The following is a 24555-nucleotide window of genomic DNA, read 5'->3' on the forward strand; positions in this document are numbered from 1 at the left end:
TCGGGACAGGTTTATCCGGCTAGCCGGGTAGTCCGTGCGCCGATCCCTTCAATGGATGAACGCGAGCATCAATCCTCCGACCATCGGCTGTGCTTGATGAACCCTTCGCCCGTCCTGACGTAGTCGTCGATCAGGCTCATGTTCGCGCGCGAGTACACGTAGCAATTCGAGCGCAGGACAAGACTGGGCGCATACATGTTCGTCTCGCACCACCAACCCTGGTAGCGCACCTCGGCGCGTTCGTGCTTCGCTCCCAGCAGGTGTCCGAGCTGGTGGGCGACTTCCGGGTACCTCCCGTCGAGCGACGCCATGCCATCGAACCCTTTCTGCCACGAGCGCCCGTAGCGATCGGGTTCGACCATGCCTTTGGTGACGAGCAGGAACTTGTGGCGGTAGGTGCGCGGGATGCCTCGTTCGCTGGCGTAGCGTTCCATGGCGTCGGACCAGTCGTGGAGCGTACCGAGGTAGCCGTAGCGGACGTCCGTGACGCCGGCGATGTCCCGGCTGTAGAGAACGTCGACCACTCTTCCGGGCGCGATCCTGCGCTGGAAATCGGCGAGCCACCAGGCGACGTAACCTGCATGGATGTGATGCGAGTACGTGCCGCGGGTGTCGTCGTGAAGGATCAGGTGGAAGGTGAGGCGATTGGGCTTCAATTCTTCCGCGGTGTCGGGAGCGGCGGGGGTGTCGGGGATGTTGGTGGGTGCGGACGGAGAGGCTTCCACGGCCGCTCGCGCGGACCGGCCACGCGGATCGCCCGCCAGGGTTTCATGCTCGACCTCGTCGCTCCCCTCGGTATAGCCCGTGACGTCGATGCCCGAGCGGGTGAGCGATGTGATGTCGAGATGGCCGCGCGATCGGGTCACGACGGCCCTGGCGCCACGCCACATGCCGTCATATGTGACGCCATGCGTCCCGTCGGCGAAGACGACATCGCCTTCGAGCCTGCCTTCGATGCGCAGGTCGTCGTCGCCGCGGGCCTGACCTGACTTCGACCCGGTCAACCGCAACCGCGCGGGTAGACCTTGTGCGATCGCCGCGTCGAACCTCGCGACGGCGGTTGCATTGGTGCTTTCCGCCGGCGATATCGGTTCGTGACGCGCGGCTTGCGCGCTGAACGCCGCGCAGCAGGCAAGCGCCATCGAGGTACTCAGGATCACGCGGGAGTGTGTCTTGCGGTCGTGGTTGGGCATGGTTCGTCCTTGGGTCCGGGTGGAGATGTCGCGGTCGTGATGGATGCGCGCGAGGCCGCCCAGTATTCGCGATGCACCGGTTGTCGCTTGCAGTCCCCGCCCACGCGAACTCGTAGGTGCCGAACGTGGAATCTTCGGTGCGCCTTTACGCCGCTCAGCGGGGAGGGCGGTAGTCCATCAGGCGGCGTATACGGTCGACGTTAGGCAGGCTGTAGGCCTTGCACAGCACGGTGGGATCTACCGGGTACATGATGGTGTCGCAGGTGGAGAAGGGGCCGGTGAATCGCCGCTCCGCGTTTCCATGCGAGGCATTCAGCATGTGGCCGATTTCGTGGGCGGGCACGGCGATGCTGCCTGTGGTGCTAGCCATGGCGTACGAGCCCGGCTGCCCATTCGCGATGCCGGCGGCGCCGGGCTCGACCGATTTTCCATTCACCAGGAGGATCTCGCGGCTGCGCATGATGGTCGAGGGTGGTGCGAGTTCGGGATGGAGGTATTCACGTGCCACATCTATCCACTGGGACAGCGCGCCCTTGTGACCGTACGAGGGCTGGGTCACCCCCGGAATGTTCCGGCGAAGATGAACGTGGACGCGCCGATCCTCCAGCACGTCGAACTCCATGCGCTTGATCCACCAACCGAAGAATCGCGCAAAAATGTCGTCGTCGTTGAGGCGCACGTCGTCGTGCACGAAAGCGAATACGTGCAGGTCCTGGGATTCCTTTTCATCCGTGGGGTCGTCCGCGAGATACTCTCCGCTCTCATGCGTGGGTTCCTCGTCGATCGGTCCCTGTGGCGACCCGTCATTCACTGGCAAGACATCCTCGGTCGGATGTTCCGCACCGGTCCTGAACGCGGTGGAGCGCAGCATCCGGTCATCGATCGACGTGATGTGCAGGTTTGTTCCGTGGCGCAGCGCCACGGCGTCGCGACCACGGAATTGAACATCATAGAGTTCCACGGGGCGGGCGTCGGAGTAGGTGGAGCGGCTCTCGACCCGGCGGCGCACAACGAGTTCGTCGTTCGCGGGTGTCGTGGCCATGGTCTGTGCCGGGTCGCGCGCGCCGGTCGAGACGACGGCAGGGAGGCCTGCGGCCACCGCCGTGTCGAAGCGGCCCGGCACGTCGGGCGCCGGGTCACGAGTCGCCGCGGAGACCGCCAGCGGGGAAAGGCTGGCAAGAGCCAGCCCAAGGCAAAGCCGGCGCAGCCGGCCGCTATCCATGGTTCTCATGGGATTCCTTTCAGTTTGGGGATGGGCGTGCGAGCCCGGGGGTAGCCTACGTTCGCCGGCTGTGATCCGCTACGCAGAAGAAAGCGGGCGCGGGTACCGCCTACGCCATCGAGCGGCATACGCCCGCGTATGTGCCGTCCCTTGCCGCTAAATACCCCGATTCAGGCGGGTGGTGGCCGCAAACTGCCGCTAACGCTACACTTTCGGTCTTCTTTCCCCACCCGTTCCCATGAGGTCGAGATGTTCCCGAAGGATGCAACGATCGCCGGCTATGACGACGAACTCGCCAAGGCCATCGCCGACGAGACCCGTCGCCAGGAAGATCACGTCGAGTTGATCGCCTCGGAGAACTACGCCAGCCCGCGCGTGATGGAAGCCCAGGGCTCCTCGCTGACCAACAAGTACGCGGAAGGCTATCCCGGCAAGCGTTACTACGGTGGCTGCGAATACGTCGACATCGCCGAGAAGCTGGCGATCGACCGCCTCAAGAAGCTGTTCGGCGCCGACTACGCGAATGTCCAGCCGCACTCCGGTTCGCAGGCCAACCAGGCGGTGTACTTCGCCCTGCTCCAGCCGGGCGACACCATCCTGGGCATGAGCCTCGCCCACGGCGGCCACCTCACCCACGGCGCCAAGGTGAACTTCTCGGGCAAGATCTTCCATGCCGTGCAGTACGGCATCGATGCGGACACCGGGCTGGTGGACTACGACGAGATCGAGAAACTCGCCGTCGAGCACAAGCCGAAGATGATCGTCGCCGGCTTCTCCGCGTATTCGCAGGTGCTCGACTGGGCGCGCTTCCGCGCCATCGCCGACAAGGTGGGCGCGTACCTGTTCGTGGACATGGCGCACGTCGCCGGTCTCGTGGCCACGGGGCATTACCCGAACCCCATCGACCATGCGCACGTGGTCACGTCCACCACGCACAAGACCCTGCGCGGTCCGCGCGGCGGCATCATCGTCGCCAAGGGGCTTGGCGAGGAGCTGGAAAAGAAACTGCAGTCCATCGTCTTCCCGGGCATCCAGGGCGGACCGCTGATGCACGTCATCGCGGCCAAGGCCGTGGCCTTCAAGGAAGCGCTGGAACCCGCCTTCAAGGAATACCAGGCCCAGGTGGTCAAGAACGCCAAGGCGATGGCGAAGACCTTCATGGAGCGTGGCTACAAGATCGTTTCCGGCGGCACGGAAAACCATCTCATGCTGATCGACCTGATCGGCCGCGACGTCACCGGCAAGGACGCGGAGGCCGCGCTCGGCAAGGCGCACATCACGGTGAACAAGAACGCGGTGCCGAACGATCCGCGTTCGCCCTTCGTCACCTCGGGGCTGCGCGTGGGCACGCCCGCGATCACCACCCGCGGTTACAAGGAAGCCGATGCCATCGAGTTGACCCAGTGGATCTGCGACGTGCTCGACGCACCCGCGGACGCCGCCGTGATCGCCTCGGTACGCGACAAGGTCACCGCGCAGTGCGCCAGGTTCCCGGTTTACGGCTGATCGATGCACTGTCCGTTCTGCCAGCATGAAGACACGCGCGTCATCGACTCCCGTCTCACCGAAGACGGGAGCACGGTACGCCGCCGTCGCGAATGCCCGCAGTGCGGCGAGCGCTTCAACACCTTCGAGACGGCCGAACTGAAATTGCCGGCCATCGTGAAGTCCGGCGACCGGCGCGAGCCTTTCGACGAGCATAAGCTGCGGGTCAGCTTCGAGCGCGCCTTGCAGAAGCGCCCGGTCGCCAGCGACGCGGTCGATACCGCGATGCGCGCGGTGATCAACGACCTGCGCCGCATGGGCGAACGCGAAGTCCCCTCGCGCCAGGTCGGTGAACTGGTGATGCGTGAGCTGAAGAAGCTCGACCAGGTGGCCTACGTACGTTTCGCCTCGGTCTACCGGCGTTTCGAAGACGTCCACGCCTTCCGCGAGGAGATCGAGAAGCTGGAGCGTGACCTGCCGTCGCTCGAAGGCCTGCAACTGCCGCTGCTGGATGCGGCGCGGCGAGGGCGCAAGCCCTGATGTCGCGGCCGTTCTTCCCGGCCATGGACCATGTCCACATGGCCCATGCCCTGCGTCTGGCCGAACGCGGCCTGCATACCACCCAGCCCAATCCTCGGGTCGGCTGCGTGATCGCGCGCGGCGAGACGGTGCTCGGTACCGGATGGCACCAGCGGGCCGGCGAGCCGCACGCGGAAGTGTTCGCGTTGCGCGAAGCGGGTGAAGCCGCGCGCGGCGCCACCGCCTACGTCACCCTTGAACCTTGCGCGCACTTCGGCCGCACGCCACCGTGCGCCGATGCCTTGATCGCCGCGGGCGTCGGCCGCGTGGTGATCGCGCACGAGGATCCCTTCGACAAGGTCGCTGGCGCCGGCATCGAGAAGCTCCGCGCCGCCGGGATCGGCGTGCAGGTAGGCCTCATGCGCGACGCGGCGCACGAGCTCAACATCGGCTTCTTCAGTCGCATCCAGCGCGGGCGGCCCTGGGTGCGCGTCAAATTGGCGATGAGCCTCGACGGTCGCACCGCGCTCGCCGACGGTTCGTCGAAATGGATCACGGGCGAGGCCGCGCGAGCCGATGTGCAGCGCTGGCGTGCCCGTGCCTCGGCGATCCTCTCCGCCAGCGGCACGGTGATCGCCGACGACCCCCACCTCACCGTGCGCCTGCCCGGCGACGAGCGTTTCGTGCCGCCACTGCGTGCGATCCTCGACACGCGCCTGCGCACGCCGGCGGGCGCCCATGTACTCGACGACGCGGCACCGACGGTGCTGCTCCACGCGGAGAATGCCTCCGTGCCCGCGCACCTTGCCAGCGTCCAGCGTGCCGTCATTCGCGAGGACGATGGCGGCGGCCTCGACCTGCGCGCCGCGCTCCATGGGCTCGCCCAGCGCGATGCCAACGAAGTGCACGTGGAAGCCGGGCCGGTTCTATGCGGCGCGTTGCTTGCGGCCGGGCTTGCCGATGAACTGCTGGTTTACATCGCGCCCGTCCTGCTGGGCCATACGGCACGGCCGATGCTGACCTTGCCTCCACTGGACGACATGGCGTCGCGCTGGAAGCTCGACACCATCGACCGCCGCCAGGTCGGCGACGATACCCGTCTTCGGTTGCGCCCCACCGTCCAGCGAGGGTCCGCCGAGGTGGGCCGATAGCCGTGCCGCCGTTGACGCACGTTCGCTGGGGTATCGTCGGTTGCGGCGCCGTCACCGAGGTGAAAAGCGGTCCCGCCTTTTCGAAGGTACCGAACTCGTCGCTGGTGGCGGTCATGCGTCGCGACGCCGTCAAGGCGCGTGATTACGCGGAACGGCATGGCGTGCCGAGGTGGTACGACGACGCGCGCGGCCTGATCGCGGATGCGGAGGTCGATGCGATCTATGTCGCCACTCCGCCTTCCAGCCACCGCGAATACGCCTTGATGGCGATCGCGGCCGGCAAGCCGGTGTACGTCGAGAAGCCGATGGCTGTCGACCACGCGGAGTGCGAGGACATCGTCGCGGCGGGCGAAGCCGCCGGCGTGCCGGTGTTCGTGGCGTACTACCGTCGCATGCTTCCGCGCTTCCGCACCATCGCCCGCCTGCTTGGCGAGGGTGCCATCGGTACGCCGCGCATCGTCCAGGTCTTGCTCCACCAGCCGCTCGATCCGCGCTACCGCGATCGGGCCAACCTGCCGTGGCGGCTACGTCCGGAGATCTCCGGCGGCGGCATCTTCGTCGATATCGGTTGCCATACGCTGGATATCCTCGATTTCCTGCTCGGTCCCATCGTCGACGCACGAGGCTTGGCCTCCAACCAGATGGACGTCTATCCGGCCGAGGACACCGTGGCGATGGCGTTCCGTTTCGGCAGCGGCGTGCTCGGTACCGGCCTGTGGAATTTCGGTGCGGACCGGCGCGAGGATCGCGTGGAGATCGTCGGTGACCGTGGCCGGCTCATCTTCGCCACCTTCGGCGACGACCCGATCCGGCTCGAATCCGGTGGGCGTGTCGATGACATCCGCGTCGCCAACCCCGAACACATCCAGCAACCGCTGATCGAGAGCATCGTGGCGGAGCTGACAGGGCGGGGCACCTGTCCCTCGACGGCTCGCACGGGTGCGCGCACCAGTTGGGTGATGGACCAGGTGCTCCGCGGCTGATTCCTGCGCGAGAGCCGCCCCTGTGTGGGAGTCGGCTTGTGGGAGCCGGCTTTGCCGGCGATCCCGCGGCAGCGGGCCAGACCGAGGCAAGCACCCATCGCCGCTGAAGCGGCTCCCACAGGAGCGGAGTCGCCGCTATCGAGTTCGAGTGGATCGGGCAGGAGCGGACCCTGTGGGAGCCGGCTTTGCCGGCGATCCCGCGGCAGCGGGCCAGGGTGGGGCAAGCACCCATCGTCGCTGAAGCGGCTCCCACAAGAGCGGAGTCGCCGCTATCGAGTTGTCATTGGCCTGGGTGGCCCCATGTTATCCTGCGCCGGTTGGGGTCCCTCGGGACACCGGCTTCCATAGCGTCTTCAGGGCGGGGCGAAACTCCCCACCGGCGGTAGGTTTCCGCGAGGAAACGAGCCCGCGAGCGCTCCCGGTCCACCGGGAGGTCAGCAGATCCGGTCCGATGCCGGAGCCGACGGTCACAGTCCGGATGAAAGAAGACGGCGTCGTGCGCTCCTCGCCGGGTGCGTGTCGCCATGCGCCTTGGGGCGTTTTTCGCTCACCACCGCGGGAAACGTTTCATGAAAACCCAGCTTCGCCCCATCGCCTCCTTTCAGGGAGGCCACTGAACATGTTCACGGGCATTATCCAGGCCGTCGGCCGTATCGCGCGGCTGGAGCCGCGTGGCGGTGACGTCCGCCTCACCGTCGATGCATCCGGGCTCGACATGGCCGACGTCGCCCTCGGCGACAGCATCGCCGTTTCCGGTGTCTGCCTCACCGTGATCGACTTCGACGCGTCCGGTTTCGCCGCCGATGTCTCCAACGAAACCCTTTCCCACACGACGCTCGGCAAGCACAAGGCCGGCGATCCGGTGAACCTGGAGAAGGCGCTCCGCCTGGCCGACCGTCTCGGTGGCCACCTCGTCTCCGGCCATGTCGATGGCACGGGCAAGGTGGTGTCGGTGCTGCCCGACGGGCGATCGCAGCGCTGGACGTTCGAGGTTCCCGCCGACCTGGCGCGCTACATCGCCCACAAGGGCTCGGTGTGCATCGACGGCACGAGCCTCACCGTGAACGAAGTCACCGGAAACCGGTTCGGGGTCAACCTTATCCCCCATACGGTGGCACATACGGCATTCTCGGCGCGCCGTCCCGGCGATGCCGTGAACATCGAGGTGGACGTGGTCGCCCGGTATGTCGAACGCCTGCTTTCCAGCGGCGACGGCCCGCGCCTCGACGAGGCCTTCCTGAAGCAGCACGGCTTCGCCTGAGGAATACCGCGACATGTCATTCAACACCATCCCTGAGATCCTCGAGGACCTGCGCAACGGCCGCATGGTCGTGATCCTCGACGACGAGGATCGCGAGAACGAAGGCGACATCGTGATGGCCGCCGAGAAGGTGCGGCCGGAAGACGTCAACTTCATGGTTCGCGAAGCCCGCGGCCTGCTCTGCCTCACCCTCACCGAACAACGCACGCGCCAGCTCGGCCTCAAGCCGATGGTCAGCGACAACAGTTCGCCATACCACACCAACTTCACCGTCTCGATCGAGGCGGCCGAGGGTGTCACCACCGGCATCTCGGCGCACGATCGCGCGCACACCATCCAGGTGGCCGTGGCGAAGGAGGCGAAGCCCGCCGACATCACCATGCCCGGTCACATCTTTCCGCTGACCGCGCAGCCGGGCGGCGTGCTGACCCGCGCAGGACACACCGAAGCCGGATGCGACCTGGCGGCACTGGCGGGCCTCGAACCTTCCTCGGTCTTGATCGAGATCCTGCACGACGACGGCTCGATGGCCCGCCGTCCCGAACTCGAGGTGTTCGCCGCGAAGCACGGCCTGAAGATCGGCACCATCGCCGACCTGATCCGTTATCGCCTGGAGACGGAGAAGACGGTCGAGCGTGTCCATGAGGAAGACGTGGAGACGGAGTTCGGCGCGTTCCGCCTGGTCGCCTTCCGCGACCAGATCCGCCATGGATTGCATTTCGCCCTGGTCCGCGGCGACGTGGCCGACGGCGAGCCGGTACTGACGCGGGTGCACGTGCGGAACACATTGTCCGACGTGCTGCACCTGAAGCGTGACGATCTCGGCCAGACCGTGACCGATGCGCTGCGCCGCATCGACGCGGAGCGGCGCGGCGTGTTGCTCGTACTTTCCGGCGAGGATACCCCCGGGGCGTTGCTGGCGCGGCTCAAGCGCGACCATGCGCCGATGCCGCCGCCGAAGGACGACCAGGAATGGCGCCAACTGGGCCTGGGCGCGCAGATCCTCGCCGAACTCGGGGTAACCCGCCTGCGCGTGATGGGCACGCCGCGCAAGTTCGTCGGCATCGCGGGTTTCGGCCTGGAAGTCGTCGAGCAAGCGGGCTGATGCGAGGCCTCGGGTTGCGAAACGACGCCTCACAGCTTATTGCTAGCCCTTTCCCCGACGACGCCCCGCATGCCGCCCAGCTATGACATCCGCCTGATCGCCCCCTCCGGCTATCCACACAACCCAGAGGCCATGCGGCGCGGCGTCGCCCGCCTCGAAGCGGCGGGCCACCGGGTCACGGGCAAGGAAGTCCTGGCGCGGCGCGACCTGCGTTTCGCCGGCACCGATGCCCAGCGCGCGGCCGACCTGAACGCCTTGGCGGACCCCTCCCGCCCGCTGCCGGACATCGCCCTGGCGATCCGTGGCGGTTACGGAGCCCATCCGCTCTTGCCGATGCTCGATTACGAGGGCATCGGCGCCCGGCTGCGCGGTGCGCCCGTCGCCCTGGTCGGGCACAGCGATTTCACCGCCCTGCAATGCGCCCTGTATGCGAGAGGCGGCGTCGTCACCTTCGGCGGGCCCATGCTCGGGGCGGATTTCGGCGCGAGCGAACTCGATACCCTCACCTGGGACCATTTCTGGCACACGCTGGCCAGCGACGAGGTCCATGCCGAGTGGGTCGCCCCGTCCACCGAGGACGTGACCGCCAGCGGCACGCTGTGGGGTGGCAACCTGGCCATGCTCGCCGGCCTGGTCGGCTCCCCTTACTTCCCGGCGATCGAGGGCGGCCTGCTCTTCGTCGAGGACGTGGCCGAGCCTCCGTACCGGGTGGAGCGCATGCTTTACCACCTGCTCCATGCCGGCGTGCTGGGTACGCAGAAGGCCTTGCTGGTGGGCGATTTCACCAGCTACCGCGTTTCCGAATACGACAACGGCTACGACCTCGACGTGGCGCTGGAACGCATCGCCGAGGTGGCCGCCATCCCCGTGGTTCGCGGGCTGCCATTCGGTCACGGACCCGCCAAGCTCACGTTGCCGTTCGGGGCGCCCGGCCGCCTCGCCGTCGCCGCTGGACGCGCCACGCTCGATTTCGACGGCCACCCCAGGCCGAAAACCCCGTAAAATGTCCGGTCGCGCGGCGGCCTATTCGCCACAGGAATACCTTGCATGAAGATCATCGAAGGCGATTTCGCCACTCCCAAGGGCCGTTTCGCCATCGTGGCCGGCCGCTTCAATGCGTTCGTCGTGGAACCGCTCGTCCAGGGCGCGCGTGACACGCTGGTCCGCCACGGCGTGAAAGACGACGCCATCGACCTGATCCGCGTCCCCGGCGCATGGGAAATCGCGCAGGCCGCCTACAAGGTCGCCGGCTCGGGCAACTACGCCGCCGTGCTCGGCCTGGGTGCGGTGATCCGGGGATCCACGCCGCACTTCGACTACGTCGCCGGAGAAGCGGCCAAGGGCCTCGGCCAGGCCGCCTACGCCTCGGGCGTACCCGTGTGCTTTGGCGTGTTGACCACCGACAGCATCGAGCAGGCCATCGAACGGGCCGGCACCAAGGCGGGAAACAAGGGCGCCGATGCGGCCATGGTCGCCATCGAGATGGTCAACCTCTACACGAAGCTCGGGAAATGAGCAGCAACCCTCCGCATGGCATCGACCTGGCCGCGCGCTCGCGTGCCCGTCGCCGTGCCCTCCAGGCGCTCTATGCCTGGCAGGTCGGCGGCAGCAAGATGGCCAGTGTCATCGAGCAGTTCCGCCACGAGCAGGACATGGAAGTAGCCGATCTCGAATACTTCGAGGACATCCTGCGCGGCGTCGAGCAGCACGTTAAGGAGCTCGACGACGGCATCAAGCCCTTCGTCGACCGGGAGGTCGCGCAGATCGATCCGATCGAACGCGCGGCCTTGCGCATGGGGGCGTACGAGCTGAAGTACCGTCCGGACGTCCCCTACCGCGTCGTCATCAACGAGGCGGTGGAAGCCACCAAGCGTTTCGGTGCCGATCACGGCCACAGCTATGTGAACGGCGTGCTAGACAAACTCGCGACGCATTGGCGTACCGCCGAAAAGCGATCCTGATCCAGGCGCCGCGATTCCCGCGCGCTTTCTTTCCAAGGGAAACGCATGGAATTCGACCTGATCGAACGCATCCGCCGGCATACGGAAGTCCATCGCGACGACGTGATCGAAGGCATCGGTGACGATGCCGCCATCGTCGCGGTGCCGGCCGGCCGCGAGCTGGCCATCGCCGTCGACACCCTCGTCGAAGGGGTGCATTTCCCGCCCGGTACGTCGCCGGCCGACATTGGCTGGAAGGCGTTGGCGGTGAATCTTTCCGACCTCGCCGCCATGGGCGCCACCCCGGCGTGGGCCTTGCTGGCGCTTACGACGCCCGGTGGCGACGAGGCCTTCTTCGACGGCCTGGCCAGCGGCTTCGCCGAACTGGCCACGCCGTACCGGCTTGCCCTCATCGGCGGCGACACCACACGCGGTCCCCTGACCGTGACGGTCGCCGTGCATGGGTTCACGACGCCGGGCGAAGCCTTGCTTCGCTCGGGCGCGCGCGTGGGCGACGTGGTCATGGTCACCGGCACGCTGGGCGATGCGGCCGCGGGCCTGCGCTGCCTTGCCGAGGCCGACGCCTCGCCCTATGCCGTCCTGGTCGACCGGCTCAACCGGCCGACGCCACGTGTCTCGGCCGGGCAGGCGCTGCGTGGCATCGCCACCGCCTGCATCGATATCTCGGATGGACTCGTCGCCGACCTGGGCCATATCTGTACGGCCAGCGGCGTGGGTATCGACATCGAGGCCCCGTTGTTGCCGCGCTCGTCGGCGTTGCTCACTCACTTCGCGGAAGCCGACGCACTGGATTTCGCGCTCGGCGGTGGCGACGATTACGAACTCTGCTTCACCGTGCCGGCCGACCGGGCGGGCGAGCTGTCGAGCACGATGGCGCGCCTCGGCTGCGGCGCCACGCGCGTGGGCCGCGTCGTGGAAGGCAGCGGCGTGCGCGTGCTCGACGAGCGCGGCGGCGTGCATGAACCATCGCGCACCGGCTGGAACCATTTCGCCACGTGAGCACGAAATACACCCTCGACCCCGCCGATCGCCGCCGCCTGCTCGCTTCGCCGGCAGGGTGGATCGCCTGCGGTTTCGGCTCGGGCCTGACACCGAAGGCGCAGGGGACCTTCGGTTCGCTGGCGGCGATCCTTCCGTGGTTGCTGCTGCGCGACCTGCCGTTATCCGCCTGGATCGCCGTCGTCGCGGTGGCATTCGGCATCGGCGTATGGGCTTGCGATGTCGCCGGCCGCCTCCTCGGCGTGGCCGATCATCGCAGCCTGGTCTGGGACGAATTCGTCGGCCAGTGGATCGCCTTGCTGCCCGCGCTGCTCGCGCCATGGTGGGCGGTGGCGGCGGGCTTCATCCTGTTCCGCGTATTCGACGTGTGGAAGCCGTGGCCGATCGCCTGGTTCGACCGGCGTGTGAAAGGGGGGCTCGGCGTCATGCTCGATGACGTGATCGCGGGTATCGTCGCCGCCATCGTATTGTTCGCGATCCTCCACTTCATCCGTTAGGAATTCGCCATGGAATACCGTCGCCTCGGTTCGACCGGCCTCAAGGTCTCCGCACTTTCCTACGGTGCCTGGGTCACCTTCGGCCGGCAGGTGGGCCGCTCGCAGGCACGCGAACTCATCGCGCTCGCCTACGACCATGGCGTCAACTTCTTCGACAACGCGGAAACGTACAACGCCGGTGAAGCCGAGCGCCTGATGGGCGACGTCATCGCCGACCTGCGCCTGCCGCGCGATGCGTACACCGTGTCGAGCAAGGTGTACTTCGGCGCGAGCGAGCAACCCAAGCCGACCCAGCGCGGGCTATCGCGCAAGCACGTGTTCGACGCCTGCCACCAAGCCCTCGAGCGCCTGCGCGTCGATTACCTCGACATGTACTTCTGCCACCGTGCCGATCCCGACACGCCGGTGGAAGAAACGGTGCTGGCGATGGATACCCTGGTCCGCCAGGGCAAGGTGATGTATTGGGGTACCAGCGAATGGCCGGCCGCCTTGATCGAGGAAGCGCACCGCGTGGCGCGCGAGCGGAACCTCATCGCGCCGTCGATGGAACAGCCTCAGTACAACCTGTTGCACCGCGAGCGGTTCGAGCGGGAATACGCCCCGCTATACGAGCGCTACGGCATGGGCACCACGGTCTGGTCGCCGCTGGCCTCGGGCCTGCTCACGGGCAAGTACAACGACGGCGTGCCGGACGATTCGCGGCTGGGCCATCCCGATTACGCCTGGTTGCGCGAGGCCTTGCTGGAAGACGACGGCGCGCGCCTGAAGACCGTGCGCGCGCTCGCGCCGATCGCGGCCGACCTCGACCTTCCCCTCGCACGCTTCGCGCTGGCCTGGTGCCTGAAGAATCCGAACGTCTCGACGGTGATTCTCGGCGCGAGCAAGACCGCGCAACTGGAAGAAAACCTCAAGGCCCTCGACGCGCTGCCGCTGCTCGACGAGAGCGTCATGCGCCGCGTCGAAGCGGCATTGCTCGCTCAGATGTCGCCGTAGAGGGCTTGCAGGGCGGCGATCGCCGCCAGGCCGGCGGTCTCCGTGCGGAGGATGCGCGGGCCGAGTTTCAAGCCGAGGAAACCCGACGACGCGAGGGCGGCACGGTCGCGTTCGCCGAAGCCGCCTTCCGGCCCGATCGCGAGGATGGCTGACTCGCGCAGGCCGAGTTCGCCGGGGCGTTTGCTTCCTTCCGGAAGCAACGCAAGCCGTGGGGATGCATCGCCGTCGAGCGATGCCAGCCACGCCGACAAGGGCAGTGCCGGATCGATCGTGGGAACTCGGGCGCGGCCCGATTGTTCGCACGCGCTGGCGGCCACCGCGCGCCAATGGACGAGGCGTTTTTCCGCGCGTGCCGGATCGAGCTTCACCTCCGATCGTTCGGTGAGGATCGGCACGATGCGGGCGATGCCGAGCTCGGTCGCTTTCTGCACGATGAGGTCCATTTTCTCGCCACGGGCGACACCCTGGGCGAGGGTGAGTGCGAGCGGGGATTCGTTGGCGACAGCGCGCCCGCTGCCGACGGCCGCGACGACCTCACGCTTGCCCACGCCGACGAGGGTGGCGTCGTACTCCATGCCGTCGCCGCCTGAGAACAACACCACGGGCGCCCCCACGTCCAGCCGCAATACGCGGGCCACGTGCTCTCCCGCCTGGGCGGGCAGGGTGATCTCCTGGCCGGCGGCCAGGGCAAGGTCGACGTGGATGCGTATGGTGCGCATGATGTGTCTCGTGTCACGGAACGTGCATTGTAGCCAGCCCCACGGCCCGCTATCGTCCATGGGGTTTTCCGGGAGCCGCCCATGCCGATCGCTTGGTACTTCGATTTCGTCTCGATGTTCTCCTGGCTGCAATGGCAGTCGATCCGCGAACTCGCGGAGCGGCGCGAGGTGGCCCTGCGGCCGATCCTGTTCGGTGCGCTGCTCAAGGAAATGGGCCAGCGTGGCCCGGCCGAGATTCCGCGCAAGCGCGAATTCACCTACCGCTATGCGCAATGGCGTGCGCGCCAGGCGGGCATCCCGCTGCGGTTCCCGCCCACGCATCCGTTCAATCCGCTGCCGGCCCTGCGCCTGTGCATCGCGGCGGGGACCAGCGTGGAGGCGGTGGGCGCCATCTTCGAATGGATATGGGCGCACGGGCGTCCGGCGGATACGGCCGAGGCACTGGAGCCGCTGGCGTCGTCGCTCGGGATAGCCGATGTACGCGCCGCGCTGGCCGCTCCCGAGGTGAAGACCCGGCTGCAGGCCAATTTCGAACAGGCGATGCGGCAGCAGGTGTTCGGCGTACCCACGCTCGCCATCGGCGATGAATTGTTCTGGGGCGCGGACGCCCATGGTTTCGCGATGGACTACCTCACCCATCCGGACCTGTTCGCGGACGGCGAGATGGACCGCCTGGGCCATTTGCCGGTGGGCTTGTCGCGCGTCTAGGCCACCGCTTTCGCGATGCCCGCGATCGCGGTGTCGACCATGAAGTCGATCTCCGCCTCGCTGACCACGTAGGGCGGCATGAAATACACGACGTTGCCCAGCGGTCGCAGCAGCGCGCCGTGCTCCAGGCCGTGGCGATACACGCGCAGGCCCCGGCGTTCCACCGCGGCGAAAGGTTTGCGCGATGCCTTGTCGGCGACCAGCTCGATCGCGGCGATCATGCCGGTCTGGCGTACGTCGGCCACGTGCGGGTGATCCACCAGTGGCGCGATACGCGACGCCATGTGCGCGGCCAGGACGCGATTGCGCTCGAGCACGGGATCGTCGCGGAAGATCTTCAGCGTGGCGGTGGCCGCGCGGCAGGCGAGCGGGTTGCCGGTGTAGCTGTGCGAGTGCAGGAAGGCCTTGCCGGCGGCGTACTCGGCATAGAAGGCCTGGTAGACGTCGTTGGTGGTGACCACCGCGGAAAGCGGAAGGAAGCCTCCGGTAAGCCCCTTCGACAGGCACATGAAGTCCGGCGAGACACCGGCCTGCTCGCAGGCGAACAGGGTTCCCGTCCGGCCGAAGCCGACGGCGATCTCGTCGGCAATGAAGTGCACGTCGAATTCGTCGCACAGCGCGCGCAGGCGCGTGAGATACGACGCGTCGTACATGCGCATGCCGCCGGCGCATTGCACCAGCGGTTCCACGATGACGGCACAGGTTTCGCGTGCGTGGCGTTCGAGCAAGGCGCGCATCTCGCCCAGGCGGCGCATGGCGATGTCCTTCGCCGTCTCGCCGGGTTCGCCCTCGTAGGTGTCCGGCGAGGGCGCGAGTTCGGGCGTCAGCAGCAGGGGGGCATAGGTCTTGCGATAAAGCGCCACGTCGCTGACGGAAAGCGCGCCCAGGGTCTCGCCGTGATAGCTGCCGGTGAGCGCGATGAAACGCGTCTTCTCGCCGTGGCCGCGATTGAGCCAGTAGTGGAAGCTCATCTTCAGCGCCACCTCGATGGCGGCGGACCCGTTGTCGGCGAGGAAGACGCGCTCCAGCCCCGCCGGCGTGATCCGCACCAGTTCCTCGGCCAGTTCCAGCGCGGGTTCGTGGGTGAAGCCGGCGAAGATGACGTGCTCCAGGCGGTCGAGCTGGTCTTTCAGCGCCCCGGCGATACGTGGCTCCGCGTGGCCGAACAGGTTCGTCCACCAGGAACTGACGGCGTCGAGGTAGCGCTTGCCGTCCGCGCCGACCAGCCACGCCCCTTCGCCGCGCACCACGGGTACCATGGGCAGGGTTTCGTGGTCGTGCATTTGGGTGCACGGGTGCCAGAGGACGGAAAGGTCGCGGGCGACGAGCGCGTCGGCGGCCGGGGAAGCGAAAAGGGCGTCGGTCATCCGCCCATCATCGCCCCGTGCCCCCCGGTCCTCAAGTCGAGAGGTGAGGTGATGGTTTGAAGTGGTTGCGTTGGACGGCCCTGCTCGTCGCCTTGCTGGCCGTCGCCGCGGGGCTTTCATACTGGTTCCTGCCGGCGAGCATCGCCGTGCCGTTCGCGGCGCGGCGGGTCCACGGCGTGGTGCTCGACGAACTCTCGGGCACGCTGTGGAATGGCCGCGCGGGGCGCGTGGCGATGGCCGACGGCCGCGAACTCGGCGTCGCCACCTGGCGTCTCGGGCGAGACGCGATCCTCGGACGCACGCACCTGGATATCCACCTTGACGGCGGCGCGGGGCGTTTCGACGGCCATCTGGAGAGCACCGGCCGCGACAACGCGACCTGGAGCGGGGTCGATTTCCGGATGGATGCCGGCGCCTTGGCCGGACCGGCCCTGCCGCCCGGACTGGTGCCGGCGGGGGTGGTGGAAGGGCGTATTCCACGCGCCGAACTCCAAGGCAACTGGCCGGTGGCCCTCGATGCCGACATCACCTGGCGTAAGGCCGCCGTGCGCACACCCGAGGGCTATGTCGTCCTCGGCGATATCGCGCTGCGGGCATCGAGCCAGGGCGGGGTGCTGCGCGCCGCGCTCGCCGACGACGGCGCGGGCTCGCTGGCGGTGAACGCGGCGCTGGCCGCTTCGCCGCTGGGCTGGCGCATGGAAGGCAAGCTGGTTCCCCGCATCGCCGACAGCGCGTTGTCGCATCTCATCGCACGTTTCGGCCCGGTGGGCCGCGACGGTTCCGTCAACCTCCAACGCAAGGCGGGGCTGGCGCCCTCGATCACACCATGACAGACATCCTCGACAAGGCGCTTGCCGCCGCGCGCGACGCCGCCGGAGCGGCCGCCGAGATCATCCAGCATTACTGGCGCGCCGGCGTGGACGTGATCGTGAAGGGCGACGACACGCCGGTCACCGTCGCGGACCGCGAAGCGGAAATGGCGATCCGCGCGATCCTCGCGAAAGCCCTGCCGGAAGCCGGTATCTATGGCGAGGAATACGGGGCGGACGACACCTCGCGGGAATACCTGTGGCTGGTGGATCCCCTGGACGGAACGAAGAGCTTCGTCCGTCGCACGCCGTTCTTCTCCACGCAGATCGCCCTGATGCATCGTGGCGAACTGGTGTTGGGTGTCTCCTCCGCCCCCGTATACGGCGAGCGCATGTGGGCCGTGCGCGGACGTGGCGCCTTCCTCGACGGAGATCCCGTGCGCGTGGCGTCGACGGCGACGATGCGCGAGGCATCGATCTCCACCGGCAACGTGAAGACCCTCACGATGGATGCCCGATGGGACGCGCTGGGCGCGATGATCCGCGACAGCAATCGCATCCGTGGCTATGGCGATTTCTGTCATTACCACCTGCTTGCCCGTGGTGGCCTCGACCTGGTGATCGAATCCGACCTGAACATCCTCGACATCGCCGCCCTGGCGGTGATCGTCCGCGAGGCCGGCGGCGTATTCACCGACCTGGATGGCGCCGCGCCCGGCCTGGACACGCGCAGCGTCCTGGCAGGCACGCCGGCCATCCACGCCGAGGCACTGGCGCGATTCACCGGCGCTACAATCGCCCGATGAACAAACGCCCGACGATCCTCGCGACGCGCGATGCGCCCGACAGTCCCCTCCGCCGCGCGGAAGAGGTCGACCTCGAGTTCTCCAATGGTGAAAGGCGGACGTACCAGCGCCTGAAGGGCAGCGGTTTCGGCGCCGTGCTGATCGTCGCGATGCGCGACCCGGAAACGGTACTGCTCGTGCGTGAATACGGCGTTGGCGTGGACCGCTACGAACTGGGCGTGCCGAAGGGCCGCCTGGATGGCGACGAGACGACGGAGCAGGGCGCGAATCGCGAACTGAAGGAAGAAGTCGGCTACGGCGCGCGCAAGCTGAAGATCCTCGGCACGCTGTCGTTGTCGCCCTCGTACATGACCCACCTCGCGCACGTCGTCCTCGCGGAAGACCTCTACCCCGAGCGCCTGCAAGGCGACGAGCCCGAGGAACTGGAAGTGGTGCCCTGGCGGATGGACAAGCTGCACGAGCTGCTCGCACGTGACGATGTGACCGAAGGCCGCTCGATCGCCGCGCTGTTCATGGCCCGCGAATACCTGGCCGGACGGTACCGTCCCGCATGAGCGTATCGCCGGCAGCATGGCTCGATCCGGTCTGCGCCATCGCGCGACAGGCCGCCGAGGCGATCCTCGCGGTGTATGCGCAGGATTTCGAAGTGATCAGCAAGGACGACGACTCACCCGTGACCGCCGCCGACCTCGCCGCCCAGCGCATCATCGCGGAAGGCCTGCATCGGCTGGCTCCCGGTGTGCCGGTGATTTCCGAGGAGGCGCTCGCCGCGCCCTGGGCCGAGCGGCGTACCTGGCGGCGCTACTGGCTGGTCGACCCGCTCGATGGCACGCGCGAATTCGTGAAGCGCAATGGCGAGTTCACGGTGAACATCGCGCTCATCGAGGACCATCGCAGCGTGCTCGGCGTGGTGCTCGTCCCGGTGACGGGCGATCTGTACGCCGCCGCCCGCGGCGAGGGTGCCTGGCGGCAGTCCACGATCGACGGGCCGCGTGAACGCATATACACGCGCCGCGCCGACGGCCTGCTGAGGGTCACCGGCAGCCGCTCGCACGGAGGTGGCCGCAGCCTCGCGCTGCTCCATCGCCTCGGCGATCACGAGACCTTCGTGCTCGGTTCCTCGCTCAAGTTCTGCGTGATCGCGCGGGGTGACGCGGACATCTACCTGCGCCTGGGTGCCACGTCCGAATGGGACACCGCCGCGGCGCAATGCGTGCTCGAGGAAGCCGGTGGCGCCGTGCTCGACCTGGCGGGCCGCCCCTTTCGCTACAACACGCGCGATTCGCTCATCAATCCCGAATTCATCGCCTGTGGCGATACCTCGGTCGATTGGGCGGCGCGGCTGGTCGATCCGGAGGATGCCGCGTGACGCGCCCGGTGGACGACCTCATCGCCATCATGGCGCGCCTGCGCGATCCGGAGAACGGCTGTCCCTGGGACGTGAAGCAGAACTTCGCCACGATCGCGCCGTACACGATCGAGGAAGCCTACGAGGTCGCCGATGCGATCGACCGTGGGGACATGCACGACCTGCGTGACGAACTGGGCGATCTCCTGCTGCAGGTCGTGTTCCATGCACGCATGGCGGAAGAAGCGGGGCATTTCGCCTTCGGCGATGTCGTCGAGGCGATCTGCGACAAGATGCTGCGTCGTCATCCCCATGTCTTCGGCGACGTGACGCATGCCAGCGACCTTGCGCGCTCGCGCGACTGGGATCGCCTGAAGGCGGAGGAACGCGCGGCCAAGGGCGCCGACGACACCAGCGCGCTTGCCGGTATTTCACGTGGGTTGCCGGAATGGCAGCGCGCGGTGAAGTTGCAGAAGCGCGCGGCGAACGTCGGCTTCGACTGGCCGGACCATCGGCCGGTGCTCGACAAGATCGAGGAAGAGATCGAGGAAGTCCGCCACGAATTCGAGAACGGCGCCGACGAGGAACGCCTGGCCGATGAAATCGGCGACGTTCTGTTCGTGGCAGCGAACCTCGCGCGGCATGCGAAGGTCGACGTGTCGCGCGCGTTGCGTGGTGCGAACGCGAAGTTCGAGCGGCGCTTCCGCGCGATGGAGGCGCTTGCCGCGATGGAAGGGCGCGAGCTGGCGTCCTATTCGCTGCAGGAGCAGGAGATGCTCTGGCGCCGGGTGAAGCGCGAGGCAGGCTGATCGCAAATCGCCGACAAGGTCGGCTCCACCCAGGTAGTCGTGGCATGGCCAACCCTATGGGAGCCGATGTATCGGCGATTCCGCCGCAAGCGCGTCAGGGTGAGGCAAGCAGCCTTTGTGGGAGCCAACCTTGTTGGCGATCCCGCGGCAGCGGGCCAGGGTGCGGCAAGCACCCATCGCCGCTGAAGCGGCTCCCACAAAACGACGGGACTCGTCCTGCCAAGGATAACCAGCCCTGGTGGGAGCCGACCTTGTCGGCGATCCCGCGGCAGCGGGCCAGGCTGAAGCAAGCATCCTTTGTGGGAGCCGACTTTGTCGGCGATCCCGCGGCAGCGGGCCAGGGTGAGGCAAGCATCCATCGCCGCTGAAGCGGCTCCCACAATGGGGCGGCCCGGCAGAGGCCCCACAGAGGCGCAACAGATGCCCCAAAGAAAACGGGGCCTTGCGGCCCCGTTTCCCTCACTTCACTTCGAAGCAGCCGACTTATCGGCCATTCGCTGCGCCATGCGCGCCTTGAACTGCTCCATCTCCTGGTGACGCTTCTGGTCCTGCGCGAGGTTCTCGTCGAGGCTCTTGCGCATCGTGGCGATGGCGGCGTCCGGATTCTGCGGCTGCATCTGCGCACGTGCCAGGTGGCGGTACACGTAATCGCGGACCATCGGGTTCTGCGACTTGGCCAGCACATCGTTGTAGAGCGCCGGCAGTTCCTTGCTGCGGCCGGACACGATGTACAGGCGTTCGAGCGCGCGAAGGTCGCCGATGACGCCGGAGCGGGCCATGCCGCCACCGTGACGGCCCCAGCCGCCATGCTCGCCGCGACCATGGCCGCGGTCGCCATCGCGGTCCCACTTCGGGCCCTGCTGGGGGCCGGCTGGCTGGCTGGCGTGGGCCGCCGGGGCGGGCGGCGTCTTGGGGGTGGCATCCTGCGCGAACGCGAAGGCGGCCGAACCGGCAAGGAGAAGGGAAGCGGCACTGGCGAGAAGGGTCTTGCGTTGCATAGGGTGATCTCCCGGTTGGACTTGCACGGGGGAAAACGTGCCGCCTCGCCGGCGGTTGACGGGCTTGTTGCCAACCGCTCAGATTCGTGTGAAATCGCGGTTACAACCTTTTGCGCGTGGCTGGCATCCATCACCGGCACACCGCATCCACCGGAGGGGATTTCCATGCGTCACCTGCTTCTCGCCTCGCTATTGCTGGTACCGGCCATCGCCATGGCCGACGACCAGTGCAAGTTCCACGCGGATCGCAACCTCGATCTCGATCTTTCCGGCGTCCGCGCCGTCCGCTTCTCCGTCCATGCCTACGAACTGCACCTTTCCGGCGGCGCGCCCGCAGGCAAGGGAACGGTGCGCGGCAAGGCCTGCGCCTCCGATCAGGAAACCGTCGACAACCTCGTCGTCACGCAGGAACGCGACGGCGACACGCTCCTGGTCGAACTGAAGAACAACCGCAACAGTGGCTGGTCCGGTTTCGGCAGTCACTACAGCGACCTGAAGGTCGAGGCCAGCGTGCCGTCGACCATCCCGGTCATGGTCAACGTGGGCTCGGGCGAAGCGAAGGTGCGCGGCGTCGCGTCACTGGACAGTTCGTCGGGCTCGGGTGAACTGGAAGCGAGCGACATCAAGGGGTCGGTACGGACCACGGTGGGCTCCGGCGAGGTGAAGCTCGACGGCACCGGCCCCGTGGAAGTCGACACGGTGGGCTCCGGCGATTTCGAGGCGAAGCACGTGAACGGTGGCGTCCGCATCGGCACGGTCGGCTCGGGCGACGCGAAGCTCAGTGACATCGGCGGCAACGTGGAAGTCGGGACCATCGGTTCGGGCGACCTCAACGTCGACGGCGTTCGTGGCGACCTCCGGGTTCGCACGCAAGGCAGCGGCGATGTCGACCACCATGGTGTCACCGGCCGCGTCGACGTTCCGGACAAGAATCGCTGACCCACGCCGGAAGCCGATATGATCCCGTCCTCGGCGGCGGGATCCTTCCTTCATGATGTGGCTACCTCCTTCGTTGCGCGCGCTGCGCCGCGATGTCTTCTTCCTCGTATTGCTGGCCGTGTCGATCGCCCTCGCGATCGCACGGCCTTCACGCGTCGCCGCCTGGCCCTCCCTGGTCGACTGGCCCACCATAGCCGCGCTCACGGGCCTGTTGATCCTTACCAAGGGCGTGGAATCCAGCGGCGCCCTCGACATGGCGGGACGCTGGCTGATCGATCGCACCTCGACGCGGCGCGTGGCGGCGCTCGGCCTCGTCGCGGCCACGGCCGTGCTGTCGATGATCCTGACCAACGACGTGTCGCTCTTCGTGATGGTGCCCTTGACCCTGAGCATGTGCCGGATCGCACGCATGCCGGCGACGCGCCTGGTGGTGTTCGAAGCCCTGGCGGTGAATGCGGGCTCGATGCTCACGCCGATCGGCAATCCGCAGAACCTGTTCCTCTGGCAGCAATGGAACAACGGATTCGGTGGCTTCGTCTGGGAGATGCTGCCGCTGGTCGCGATCGCCCTGGCCTTGTTGCTCGCACTGACGGCGCTTGCGTTTCCCGCCATGCCCCTGGAAGTGCATGAGCGTGGTGGGGAGCCCGTCGATCGCATGATGCTCGGCGTGGCGGCGTTGCTCTACGTGCCCTTCATCGTACTGGCCGACCTGCAATATGTGGGCTGGGGGTTGCTCGGCGTCGTGGTGGTCTTCCTCGCGTTGCGCCGGCGTGTCGTCGCCAGCATCGACTGGGGGCTGTTGCTGACCTTCGTGCTCATGTTCATCGACCTGCGCATGCTGGCGGGGCTCGACGGGGTCCGTTCGTTCGTGGCGGGTTTGGGCCTGGAGCACGCGCCACACCTGTACCTCACCGGCGCGCTCGCTTCACAGGTGGTCAGCAACGTGCCCGCGGCGATCCTCCTGGCGGAGTATTCGCACGACTGGCGCACGATCGCCTTCGGCGTGAACGTGGGCGGATTCGGTTTCGTCCTGGGCTCGCTGGCGAACCTGATCGCGCTGCGGCTGCTCGGCGAGCGCAAGGCGTGGGCGAGCTTCCACGTGTGGTCCGTGCCGTTCTTCGTGGTGATCGGACTATTGGGCTGGGCCCTGCTCTAGCGGCAAGCTTTCGCCTGGTGGGGCCGCCTCTGGTGGAGCCGACCTTGGTGGGAGCCGACCCTGTCGGCGATGGGTGCTTGCCGCAACCTGGCCCGCTGCCGCGGGATCGCCGACAAGGTCGGCTCCCACAAGGGCTGGTCATCCCACCGGGGCTGGGCACCCCACCACGGCTGGGCACCCCACCAGGCCTGGGCACCCCACCAGGCCTGGGCACCCACCAGGGCTGGTTATCAGGCTTTGCGGGTGCCTTGGGCGCCGGTGTTGCTGTTGCCGCGGTCGAAGGCCTTGATGAAATCGCGGACATCCGGATAGACCACGTCGCGCCAGCGGCGGCCGCTGAAGATGCCGTAGTGGCCGGCGCCCTCGATCGTGATGTGCTTGCGGCGCTTCTTCGCGATGCCCTTGCACAGGCCGTGCGCCGCTTCGGTCTGGCCAAGGCCGGAGATGTCGTCGAGCTCGCCTTCGATGGTGAGCAGTGCGGTGTCCTTGATCTTCGCCGGTTGCACCAGCTCGCCGTGCACTTCCCAGGTGCCCTTGGGCAGGCGGTGTTCCTGGAACACCGTCTCGATCGTGTCGAGGTAGTACTCGGCCGGCATGTCGAGCACGGCGTTGTATTCGTCGTAGAACTTGCGGTGCTGGTCGGCGTCGTCGAGATCGCCCTTGCGCAGGTTCTCGTAGAAGTCCCAGTGCGACATCACGTGACGGCTCGGATTCATCGCGATGAATCCCGCGTGCTGCAGGAAGCCCGGATAGACTTCGCGGCCCGCGCCCGGGTACTGATAGGGCACCTTGTGGATCAGCTGGTTGCGGAACCACGACAGCGGACGCGTGGTGGCCAGGTTGTCGACGCTGGTGGGGCTCTTGCGCGTGTCGATCGGACCGCCCATGAGGGTGAGCGTGGCCGGCGTGGCCTCGCCACGGGCGGCCATCAGCGATACCGCCGCGAGCACCGGCACCGTGGGCTGGCAGACCGAGACCACGTGCGCGCGATGCACGCCGACGTGGCGGATGAATTCCTCGATGTACGACACGTAGTCGGCCAGCGAGAACGAGCCCTGGTCGAGCGGGATCATGCGCGCGTCGACCCAGTCGGTGATGTACACCTTGTGATCGCGCAGCAGCGTGCGGACGGTGTCTCGCAGCAGCGTGGAGTGATGTCCGGACAGCGGCGCGACGACCAGCACGGCCGGGTCGTTCTTCATCTTGTCGACGGTGGCCTGGTCGTCGGAGAAGCGCTTGAACCGCTTGAGGGTACAGAACGGCTTGGCCATGGCGACCTGTTCGACGATGGCGACGTCGTGGCCGTGGGCGTGCACGCTGTGGATATCGAATTCAGGCTTTTCGTAGGCCTTGCCCAGCCGGTACATGAGTTCGTAACCGGCGGCGGCGCGTTCCGCGCCCGGCACCCGGGCGAACGGGCTGGCGATGTCGCCGAACATCTTCGCGCCCGCCTCGGCCCAGTAGGAGAGCGGGCTGAGCATCGAGCGTTGCCATTCGTGCATGAGATAGAGCATGCAGCTTGCGTCC

26 protein-coding genes and 1 riboswitch are annotated in these 24555 nt (G+C 67.2%); of the genes, 20 read left to right on the top strand and 6 right to left on the bottom strand.

Going from position 1 to position 24555, the window contains the following annotated elements; genetic code table 11:
• Positions 1 to 68: 68 nt before the first annotated feature.
• Both ACR9ZJ_RS05240 and ACR9ZJ_RS05245 read right to left on the bottom strand, forming a co-directional pair.
• Complete coding sequence (locus ACR9ZJ_RS05240; RefSeq protein ID WP_481287084.1) at positions 69 to 1193, bottom strand: hypothetical protein; 1125 nt, start codon at positions 1191 to 1193, stop codon at positions 69 to 71.
• A 154-nt stretch (positions 1194 to 1347) separates the two neighbouring features.
• Entirely contained in the window at positions 1348 to 2424 is a 1077-nt protein-coding gene (locus ACR9ZJ_RS05245; RefSeq protein ID WP_481287085.1) for a hypothetical protein, read from the bottom strand.
• 240 nt (positions 2425 to 2664) lie between these two features.
• On the opposite strand from ACR9ZJ_RS05245, the gene glyA reads away from it, so the two are divergent.
• From glyA to ACR9ZJ_RS05305, 12 genes are all read left to right on the top strand, one after another.
• A complete protein-coding gene (glyA, locus tag ACR9ZJ_RS05250; protein WP_481279485.1) occupies positions 2665 to 3921 on the top strand; it encodes a serine hydroxymethyltransferase in 1257 nt (418 codons plus the stop codon).
• Positions 3922 to 3924: 3 nt separating this feature from the next.
• Positions 3925 to 4440, top strand: a complete 516-nt coding sequence (gene nrdR, locus ACR9ZJ_RS05255; RefSeq protein ID WP_306849690.1) for a transcriptional regulator NrdR — start codon at positions 3925 to 3927, stop codon at positions 4438 to 4440.
• Positions 4440 to 5570 carry a bifunctional diaminohydroxyphosphoribosylaminopyrimidine deaminase/5-amino-6-(5-phosphoribosylamino)uracil reductase RibD gene (ribD, locus tag ACR9ZJ_RS05260; protein ID WP_481287086.1) on the top strand — a complete coding sequence of 377 codons (1131 nt, stop codon included), beginning with the start codon at positions 4440 to 4442 and terminating at the stop codon, positions 5568 to 5570. The genes nrdR and ribD overlap by 1 nt, the downstream gene beginning before the upstream one ends.
• Complete coding sequence (locus ACR9ZJ_RS05265) at positions 5567 to 6553, top strand: Gfo/Idh/MocA family protein (RefSeq protein ID WP_481287099.1); 987 nt, start codon at positions 5567 to 5569, stop codon at positions 6551 to 6553. The genes ribD and ACR9ZJ_RS05265 overlap by 4 nt, the downstream gene beginning before the upstream one ends.
• 345 nt (positions 6554 to 6898) lie before the next feature.
• Positions 6899 to 7047, top strand: a riboswitch (FMN riboswitch).
• Between the two features lie 125 nt (positions 7048 to 7172).
• Entirely contained in the window at positions 7173 to 7814 is a 642-nt protein-coding gene (locus tag ACR9ZJ_RS05270) for a riboflavin synthase (protein ID WP_481287087.1), read from the top strand.
• A gap of 13 nt (positions 7815 to 7827) precedes the next feature.
• A complete protein-coding gene (gene ribBA, locus ACR9ZJ_RS05275; RefSeq protein ID WP_481279488.1) occupies positions 7828 to 8919 on the top strand; it encodes a bifunctional 3,4-dihydroxy-2-butanone-4-phosphate synthase/GTP cyclohydrolase II in 1092 nt (363 codons plus the stop codon).
• Positions 8920 to 8988: 69 nt separating this feature from the next.
• Complete coding sequence (gene ldcA, locus ACR9ZJ_RS05280) at positions 8989 to 9921, top strand: muramoyltetrapeptide carboxypeptidase (RefSeq protein ID WP_481279489.1); 933 nt, start codon at positions 8989 to 8991, stop codon at positions 9919 to 9921.
• Between the two features lie 45 nt (positions 9922 to 9966).
• Positions 9967 to 10434 (top strand): 6,7-dimethyl-8-ribityllumazine synthase, encoded by a 468-nt coding sequence (gene ribH / locus ACR9ZJ_RS05285; RefSeq protein WP_306849701.1) that lies wholly within the window; start codon positions 9967 to 9969, stop codon positions 10432 to 10434.
• Positions 10431 to 10880, top strand: coding sequence for a transcription antitermination factor NusB (gene nusB, locus ACR9ZJ_RS05290; protein WP_306849703.1), 450 nt, complete (start codon positions 10431 to 10433; stop codon positions 10878 to 10880). The genes ribH and nusB overlap by 4 nt, the downstream gene beginning before the upstream one ends.
• A gap of 45 nt (positions 10881 to 10925) precedes the next feature.
• Entirely contained in the window at positions 10926 to 11879 is a 954-nt protein-coding gene (gene thiL / locus ACR9ZJ_RS05295) for a thiamine-phosphate kinase (protein ID WP_481279490.1), read from the top strand.
• Positions 11876 to 12376, top strand: a complete 501-nt coding sequence (locus ACR9ZJ_RS05300) for a phosphatidylglycerophosphatase A family protein (RefSeq protein WP_481279491.1) — start codon at positions 11876 to 11878, stop codon at positions 12374 to 12376. Before thiL ends, ACR9ZJ_RS05300 begins: the two co-directional genes overlap by 4 nt.
• Before the next feature lie 9 nt (positions 12377 to 12385).
• Positions 12386 to 13369 (top strand): potassium channel beta subunit family protein, encoded by a 984-nt coding sequence (locus ACR9ZJ_RS05305; protein WP_481287088.1) that lies wholly within the window; start codon positions 12386 to 12388, stop codon positions 13367 to 13369.
• Here ACR9ZJ_RS05305 and ACR9ZJ_RS05310 read toward each other — a convergent pair.
• Entirely contained in the window at positions 13354 to 14088 is a 735-nt protein-coding gene (locus ACR9ZJ_RS05310) for a 16S rRNA (uracil(1498)-N(3))-methyltransferase (protein ID WP_481279493.1), read from the bottom strand. The two genes, ACR9ZJ_RS05305 and ACR9ZJ_RS05310, sit on opposite strands and share 16 nt — an antisense overlap.
• An 81-nt stretch (positions 14089 to 14169) precedes the next feature.
• On the opposite strand from ACR9ZJ_RS05310, the gene ACR9ZJ_RS05315 reads away from it, so the two are divergent.
• On the top strand, positions 14170 to 14796 hold the full coding sequence (locus ACR9ZJ_RS05315) for a DsbA family protein (RefSeq protein WP_481287089.1): 627 nt from the start codon (positions 14170 to 14172) through the stop codon (positions 14794 to 14796).
• Here ACR9ZJ_RS05315 and ACR9ZJ_RS05320 read toward each other — a convergent pair.
• On the bottom strand, positions 14793 to 16163 hold the full coding sequence (locus ACR9ZJ_RS05320) for an adenosylmethionine--8-amino-7-oxononanoate transaminase (protein WP_481287090.1): 1371 nt from the start codon (positions 16161 to 16163) through the stop codon (positions 14793 to 14795). The two genes, ACR9ZJ_RS05315 and ACR9ZJ_RS05320, sit on opposite strands and share 4 nt — an antisense overlap.
• Positions 16164 to 16219: 56 nt before the next feature.
• On the opposite strand from ACR9ZJ_RS05320, the gene gspN reads away from it, so the two are divergent.
• The 5 genes from gspN to mazG are packed head-to-tail and all read left to right on the top strand — an operon-like array spanning position 16220 to position 19935.
• Positions 16220 to 16993: a type II secretion system protein N gene (gene gspN / locus ACR9ZJ_RS05325; protein WP_481287091.1), complete on the top strand. Its 774-nt coding sequence runs from the start codon at positions 16220 to 16222 to the stop codon at positions 16991 to 16993.
• On the top strand, positions 16990 to 17778 hold the full coding sequence (locus ACR9ZJ_RS05330) for an inositol monophosphatase family protein (protein ID WP_481279497.1): 789 nt from the start codon (positions 16990 to 16992) through the stop codon (positions 17776 to 17778). Before gspN ends, ACR9ZJ_RS05330 begins: the two co-directional genes overlap by 4 nt.
• Positions 17775 to 18332 carry an ADP compounds hydrolase NudE gene (gene nudE, locus ACR9ZJ_RS05335; protein ID WP_426285456.1) on the top strand — a complete coding sequence of 186 codons (558 nt, stop codon included), beginning with the start codon at positions 17775 to 17777 and terminating at the stop codon, positions 18330 to 18332. The genes ACR9ZJ_RS05330 and nudE overlap by 4 nt, the downstream gene beginning before the upstream one ends.
• The gene (gene cysQ / locus ACR9ZJ_RS05340; RefSeq protein WP_481279498.1) at positions 18329 to 19147 is read left to right on the top strand and encodes a 3'(2'),5'-bisphosphate nucleotidase CysQ; all 819 of its coding nucleotides are present in this window, start codon (positions 18329 to 18331) and stop codon (positions 19145 to 19147) included. The genes nudE and cysQ overlap by 4 nt, the downstream gene beginning before the upstream one ends.
• Entirely contained in the window at positions 19144 to 19935 is a 792-nt protein-coding gene (mazG, locus tag ACR9ZJ_RS05345; RefSeq protein ID WP_481279499.1) for a nucleoside triphosphate pyrophosphohydrolase, read from the top strand. Before cysQ ends, mazG begins: the two co-directional genes overlap by 4 nt.
• Positions 19936 to 20399: 464 nt before the next feature.
• Here the strand turns inward: mazG and ACR9ZJ_RS05350 are convergent, their stop codons facing one another.
• The gene (locus ACR9ZJ_RS05350; RefSeq protein WP_481287092.1) at positions 20400 to 20933 is read right to left on the bottom strand and encodes a hypothetical protein; all 534 of its coding nucleotides are present in this window, start codon (positions 20931 to 20933) and stop codon (positions 20400 to 20402) included.
• 165 nt (positions 20934 to 21098) lie between these two features.
• On the opposite strand from ACR9ZJ_RS05350, the gene ACR9ZJ_RS05355 reads away from it, so the two are divergent.
• Positions 21099 to 21872 carry a DUF4097 family beta strand repeat-containing protein gene (locus tag ACR9ZJ_RS05355; protein WP_481279501.1) on the top strand — a complete coding sequence of 258 codons (774 nt, stop codon included), beginning with the start codon at positions 21099 to 21101 and terminating at the stop codon, positions 21870 to 21872.
• Positions 21873 to 21924: 52 nt separating this feature from the next.
• On the top strand, positions 21925 to 23028 hold the full coding sequence (locus tag ACR9ZJ_RS05360; RefSeq protein ID WP_481279502.1) for an SLC13 family permease: 1104 nt from the start codon (positions 21925 to 21927) through the stop codon (positions 23026 to 23028).
• Positions 23029 to 23258: 230 nt separating this feature from the next.
• On the opposite strand, the gene ACR9ZJ_RS05365 is transcribed toward ACR9ZJ_RS05360, so the two are convergent.
• Positions 23259 to 24542 (bottom strand): polyhydroxyalkanoate depolymerase, encoded by a 1284-nt coding sequence (locus ACR9ZJ_RS05365; protein ID WP_306849731.1) that lies wholly within the window; start codon positions 24540 to 24542, stop codon positions 23259 to 23261.
• Between the last annotated feature and the right edge of the window lie 13 nt (positions 24543 to 24555).

The sequence above is a fragment of the Luteibacter sp. KNZ12-1A genome (assembly GCF_056755675.1).

Excerpts from the sequence above, each read along its gene's own strand:
- ACR9ZJ_RS05240 (WP_481287084.1), bottom strand. The coding sequence starts at position 1,193 with ATGCCCAACCACGACCGCAAGACACACTCCCGCGTGATCCTGAGTACC.
- ACR9ZJ_RS05245 (WP_481287085.1), bottom strand. The coding sequence starts at position 2,424 with ATGAGAACCATGGATAGCGGCCGGCTGCGCCGGCTTTGCCTTGGGCTG.
- glyA (WP_481279485.1), top strand. The coding sequence starts at position 2,665 with ATGTTCCCGAAGGATGCAACGATCGCCGGCTATGACGACGAACTCGCC.
- nrdR (WP_306849690.1), top strand. The coding sequence starts at position 3,925 with ATGCACTGTCCGTTCTGCCAGCATGAAGACACGCGCGTCATCGACTCC.
- ribD (WP_481287086.1), top strand. The coding sequence starts at position 4,440 with ATGTCGCGGCCGTTCTTCCCGGCCATGGACCATGTCCACATGGCCCAT.
- ACR9ZJ_RS05270 (WP_481287087.1), top strand. The coding sequence starts at position 7,173 with ATGTTCACGGGCATTATCCAGGCCGTCGGCCGTATCGCGCGGCTGGAG.
- ribBA (WP_481279488.1), top strand. The coding sequence starts at position 7,828 with ATGTCATTCAACACCATCCCTGAGATCCTCGAGGACCTGCGCAACGGC.
- ldcA (WP_481279489.1), top strand. The coding sequence starts at position 8,989 with ATGCCGCCCAGCTATGACATCCGCCTGATCGCCCCCTCCGGCTATCCA.
- ribH (WP_306849701.1), top strand. The coding sequence starts at position 9,967 with ATGAAGATCATCGAAGGCGATTTCGCCACTCCCAAGGGCCGTTTCGCC.
- nusB (WP_306849703.1), top strand. The coding sequence starts at position 10,431 with ATGAGCAGCAACCCTCCGCATGGCATCGACCTGGCCGCGCGCTCGCGT.
- thiL (WP_481279490.1), top strand. The coding sequence starts at position 10,926 with ATGGAATTCGACCTGATCGAACGCATCCGCCGGCATACGGAAGTCCAT.
- ACR9ZJ_RS05305 (WP_481287088.1), top strand. The coding sequence starts at position 12,386 with ATGGAATACCGTCGCCTCGGTTCGACCGGCCTCAAGGTCTCCGCACTT.
- ACR9ZJ_RS05310 (WP_481279493.1), bottom strand. The coding sequence starts at position 14,088 with ATGCGCACCATACGCATCCACGTCGACCTTGCCCTGGCCGCCGGCCAG.
- ACR9ZJ_RS05315 (WP_481287089.1), top strand. The coding sequence starts at position 14,170 with ATGCCGATCGCTTGGTACTTCGATTTCGTCTCGATGTTCTCCTGGCTG.
- ACR9ZJ_RS05320 (WP_481287090.1), bottom strand. The coding sequence starts at position 16,163 with ATGACCGACGCCCTTTTCGCTTCCCCGGCCGCCGACGCGCTCGTCGCC.
- ACR9ZJ_RS05330 (WP_481279497.1), top strand. The coding sequence starts at position 16,990 with ATGACAGACATCCTCGACAAGGCGCTTGCCGCCGCGCGCGACGCCGCC.
- nudE (WP_426285456.1), top strand. The coding sequence starts at position 17,775 with ATGAACAAACGCCCGACGATCCTCGCGACGCGCGATGCGCCCGACAGT.
- cysQ (WP_481279498.1), top strand. The coding sequence starts at position 18,329 with ATGAGCGTATCGCCGGCAGCATGGCTCGATCCGGTCTGCGCCATCGCG.
- ACR9ZJ_RS05350 (WP_481287092.1), bottom strand. The coding sequence starts at position 20,933 with ATGCAACGCAAGACCCTTCTCGCCAGTGCCGCTTCCCTTCTCCTTGCC.
- ACR9ZJ_RS05355 (WP_481279501.1), top strand. The coding sequence starts at position 21,099 with ATGCGTCACCTGCTTCTCGCCTCGCTATTGCTGGTACCGGCCATCGCC.
- ACR9ZJ_RS05360 (WP_481279502.1), top strand. The coding sequence starts at position 21,925 with ATGATGTGGCTACCTCCTTCGTTGCGCGCGCTGCGCCGCGATGTCTTC.
- ACR9ZJ_RS05365 (WP_306849731.1), bottom strand. The coding sequence starts at position 24,542 with ATGCTCTATCTCATGCACGAATGGCAACGCTCGATGCTCAGCCCGCTC.